At 66.2% G+C, this 4,137-nt stretch carries 3 protein-coding genes; 1 reads left to right on the top strand and 2 read right to left on the bottom strand.

Annotated elements, in window-relative coordinates:
• A partial coding sequence (locus EN893_RS21705) for a LysR substrate-binding domain-containing protein (RefSeq protein WP_245490879.1) occupies positions 1-449 on the top strand: 449 nt, incomplete at its 5' end.
• On the opposite strand, the gene EN893_RS21700 is transcribed toward EN893_RS21705, so the two are convergent.
• Both EN893_RS21700 and EN893_RS21695 read right to left on the bottom strand, forming a co-directional pair.
• Entirely contained in the window at positions 450-2,777 is a 2,328-nt protein-coding gene (locus EN893_RS21700; protein ID WP_127271550.1) for a Tex family protein, read from the bottom strand. It lies immediately after the preceding gene.
• A gap of 127 nt (positions 2,778-2,904) precedes the next feature.
• Entirely contained in the window at positions 2,905-4,086 is a 1,182-nt protein-coding gene (locus EN893_RS21695) for a serine hydrolase (RefSeq protein WP_127268197.1), read from the bottom strand.
• Between the last annotated feature and the right edge of the window lie 51 nt (positions 4,087-4,137).

Below are 4,137 nucleotides of genomic sequence, written 5' to 3'. Positions count from 1 at the left end.
GGCCTGAGGCCGACTCGACACTGTTGGTGCGCGAAACCGTGGCGCCGGTCGTGTCGCCCGAATTCCTCGCCGGCCGCGCCATCGCCTCACCGGCCGATATCGGCCGCCTGCCGCTGCTGCACATGGCGACGCGTCCTGGCGCCTGGACCGAATGGTTCGAGCATCAGGGCCTGAGCGCGCCGACCGGGCCCGGCATGCAGTTCGAGCAGTTCGGCACCGCCGCCCAGGCCTGCATGGCGGGGCTCGGCGTGGCGCTGCTGCCGCTGATCCTCATTGCAGGTGAATTGCAGCGCGGCCAGCTGGTGCCGGCGCCAGGCCGGCCCATGCAAAGCCGCAGCGCCTACTATCTCGTCGTCCCACACGACAAGCGAGGCCATCCGCCAGTCGCCAGTTTTCGCGACTGGCTGCTGGGCCAGGTCGAGAAGGAGCCGGCCGTTCTGGCGTGGTAGCTACTTCCGCTTCAGCGCATCCGCCAAGGCAGCACCGAATGCGCCTTGCTGTGCCGGCCGCTCCGGCTGGCGTTGCTGCGGTGCCGGCGAACGTGGTGCCGGCCTGCCGCCACCATTGTCGCGTGGCCCGCCACGCGGTGCGCCACCCTCGCCGCCATCCTTGCGCATGGAAAGCGCGATGCGCTTGCGCTTGATGTCGACGTCGACGACCCGCACCTTGACCACATCGCCGGCCTTGACCACCTCATGCGCGTCCTTGATGAACCGGTCGGCCAGTTGCGAGACATGCACCAGCCCGTCCTGATGCACTCCGATATCGACAAAGGCGCCGAAGGCGGCCACATTGGTGACCGTGCCTTCGAGCAGCATGCCGGGCTTCAGATCCTTGATGTCGTCGATGCCGTCGGCGAAGGTCGCCGTCTTGAAGCCCGGGCGCGGGTCGCGGCCCGGTTTTTCCAGCTCCGCCAGGATGTCGCGCACCGTCGGCAGGCCGAAACGCTCGTCGACGAAGACGCGCGGGTCGAGTGCCTTCAGCGCGGCACTATCGCCCATCAACGACCGCACATCGCGCCCGCAGGCGGCGACGATCTTCTTCGCCACGCCGTAAGCTTCCGGATGCACAGAGGAGGCATCGAGCGGTTCGCTGCCATTGGCGATGCGCAGGAAACCGGCGGATTGTTCGAAGGCCCGAGGTCCGAGCCGCGGCACCTTGAGCAGATCTTTCCGGCTGGCGAAGGGCCCGGTCGCATCGCGATGGGCGACGATCGCGTCGGCCAGAGACGCGCCGAGACCTGAAACGCGCGCCAGCAGTGGCGCCGAGGCGGTGTTGAGATCGACGCCGACGGCGTTGACCGCGTCTTCCACCACCGCCTCCAACGAGCGGCCGAGACGGTACTGGTCGACATCGTGCTGGTACTGGCCGACGCCGATCGATTTGGGCTCGATCTTGACCAGTTCTGCCAGCGGATCCTGCAGCCGCCGGGCAATCGAGACGGCACCGCGCAACGACACGTCGAGGCCGGGGAATTCCGCCGCCGCCGTCGCCGATGCCGAATAGACCGAGGCGCCGGCCTCGCTGACGATCACCTTCAGGGGCTTCGGACCACCATCCGCCGGCATGTCGGACAGCATGTCGGCGACCAGCTTTTCCGTCTCGCGGCTGCCGGTGCCGTTGCCGATCGAAATCAGCTCGACCTTGTGCAGCCGGATGAGCTTGGCGAGCTCCGCCTGCGTGCCGCGCACATCATTCCTGGGCGGGAACGGGTAGACGGTCGTCGTGGTCAGCACCTTGCCAGTGCCGTCGACCACCGCCACCTTGACGCCGGTGCGGATGCCGGGGTCGAGCCCCATAGTGGCGCGCGAACCGGCGGGCGCCGCCAGCAGCAAATCCTTGAGGTTACGGGCGAACACATGGATCGCCTCTTCCTCGGCCCGCTCGCGCAGGTCGCGCATCAAATCGAGAGTCAGGTGCAGCGACAGTTTTATCCGCCAGGTCCAGCCCGCCACCTCCATCAGCCAGCGGTCACCCGGCAGGCTGCCTCCGATGGCATAGGCATTGGCGATCATCCGCTCGACCGGCTTCACCGGCGACGTATCATCGGCATCGACCTCGATGTCGAGCGAAAGCACCTCCTCGTTGCGGCCACGCAGCATCGCCAGCGCGCGATGGCTCGGCACATTTGCCCAGCGCTCGACATGGTCGAAATAGTCGGAGAATTTCGCACCGGCTTCCTGCTTGCCGTCGACCACCCTGGCGCGCATGAAGGCGCGCTCCTTCATGTAGCTGCGCAATTTTCCGACCAGATCGGCATTCTCGGCGAATTGTTCCGACAGGATGTCGCGCGCCCCTTCGAGCGCTGCCTTGGTATCGGCCACCTCTTCGCTGACATAGGCCAGTGCCAGTTCGGCAGGCACCAATGAGCGGTTCGCCAAGATGGCTTCGGCCAGCGGCCCCAGCCCGCGCTCCCTGGCGATCTCGGCCTTGGTCCGGCGCTTGGGCTTGTAGGGCAGGTAGATGTCCTCAAGTTCCGCCTTGGTGCTGGCGGCGACGATCTTGCCTTCAAGCTCCTCGGTCAGCTTGCCCTGTTCGCGGATCGAGCCAAGGATGCTGTCGCGGCGCGCATCGAGCTCACGCAGATAGGCAAGGCGTTCGGCAAGATCGCGCAATTGCGTGTCGTCGAGCCCGCCGGTGACTTCCTTGCGGTAGCGCGCCACGAACGGCACTGTCGCGCCCTCATCGAGCAGTTCAATCGCCGCGGCCGCCTGTTCGGGCCGCGCGCTGATCTCGGCCGCGATGATGGCTGCAATGCGCTTGATGTCGGATGCCATGTCGTACCTGCTCTCGTCCAAAGAGCGGCGACCATAGGCGCAGACGTCCGGTCCGCCAACCGCCGCGTTTCCATGAGCCCGGCGGGTCCACAGGAAAGCGCGCGCTAATGTGGCGGCCAAGCGAGGATCAGACCATCCGGCTCAGCGCCTCGAAGAAGGCGACGATCTCGACATCGAGCGGATCGTCGACCGGCTCGGGCTGCGACGACATCTTGGCGATCACCACTTTGGTCCTGGGATCGACATACAGCCACTGGCCATGAATGCCGATGCCGCAATAGGCGCCGTTCGGCAAGCCCGTCTGGTACCATTTGTTGCGATAGCGGCCCTTCGGGAACAGCGGCTGCATCGCGCCGCGCTGCCAAGCGTCGGAACTGCCGCCGCTAGCAACCGTATCGCGCACCCAGGCTTCCGGCACGATGCGGCGGCCATTGGCCACCCCGCCTTGCCGCATCATCTCGCCAACACGCGCCAGGTCGCGCGGCGTCACCGAAATACCGCCGGCCGTGCGCGCCGTGCCTTCCATGTCGACGCCGATCGAGGCTTCGCCGACAGCGCCGAGCGGCAGCCACAGCTTCTCGCGCATCAGGTCGGTGAACCGCTGGCCCGACGCGCGCTCGAGCAGCAGTCCGAGCAGGTCGGAATTCGGCGAGCGGTAGCGGAAGGTCTGGCCATGCGGCTCTGCAAGGCGTTGCAAGGTCAAAATGAATTCGCGCAGGCTCTCCGTGCCGCCGCCCGGATTCCACAGCGTGGCGCGACGATAGCGGGCGAAAGCGCTCTCCGGATCGAGATAGGCTTCCTCGAAATCGAGGCTGACGCTCATGTCGAGCACATGCCGCACGCTCGCATCGCCATAGGCCGAGCCGGCGGCTTCAGGGATGTAGGCCGTCACCGGCGCTTCCGGGTCGAATACGCCCTCGCCTTCCAGAATGCCGGCAATGATGGCGGTCAGCGACTTGCTGATCGAAAAGATGATGTGGCGGGCGCCGAAATCCATATGCGGGGCGAACCAGTCGCCGACGATCTTGCCGTCTTTCATCACCGTCAGTGCGTCGGTGCTCGAACGCGCGAGAAATTCAGCCACTGTCTCCGATGTGCCGGCGATCGCGACCTTTTCGCCGAGCAGGCCGCCCATATCGCGCACGGGGGTTTCGACAACGCCCGACGTCGCCGCCACGCGGGCGGTCGGCACCAGTTCGCCGAGGTTCTGGAACGACCACCGGTTGAAGGGGTTCTCGCGCCAGTTGGCGAGCACCACCTGGTTGCGCCGGAAGCCATAGCGGGTCTCGAACACGGTCTTGCCGGTCATGGCGTTTCCTTCCGGGTCGTTTTTTCTTTGTGGGGGCTCAGCGAAGTGCCG

It is taken from the genome of Mesorhizobium sp. M7A.F.Ca.CA.004.04.2.1 (genome assembly GCF_004022825.1).
Lineage (GTDB): Bacteria > Pseudomonadota > Alphaproteobacteria > Rhizobiales > Rhizobiaceae > Mesorhizobium.
The sequence above is the reverse complement of the archived record's forward strand: the minus strand, read 5'-3'. Positions and strand labels throughout refer to the sequence as shown.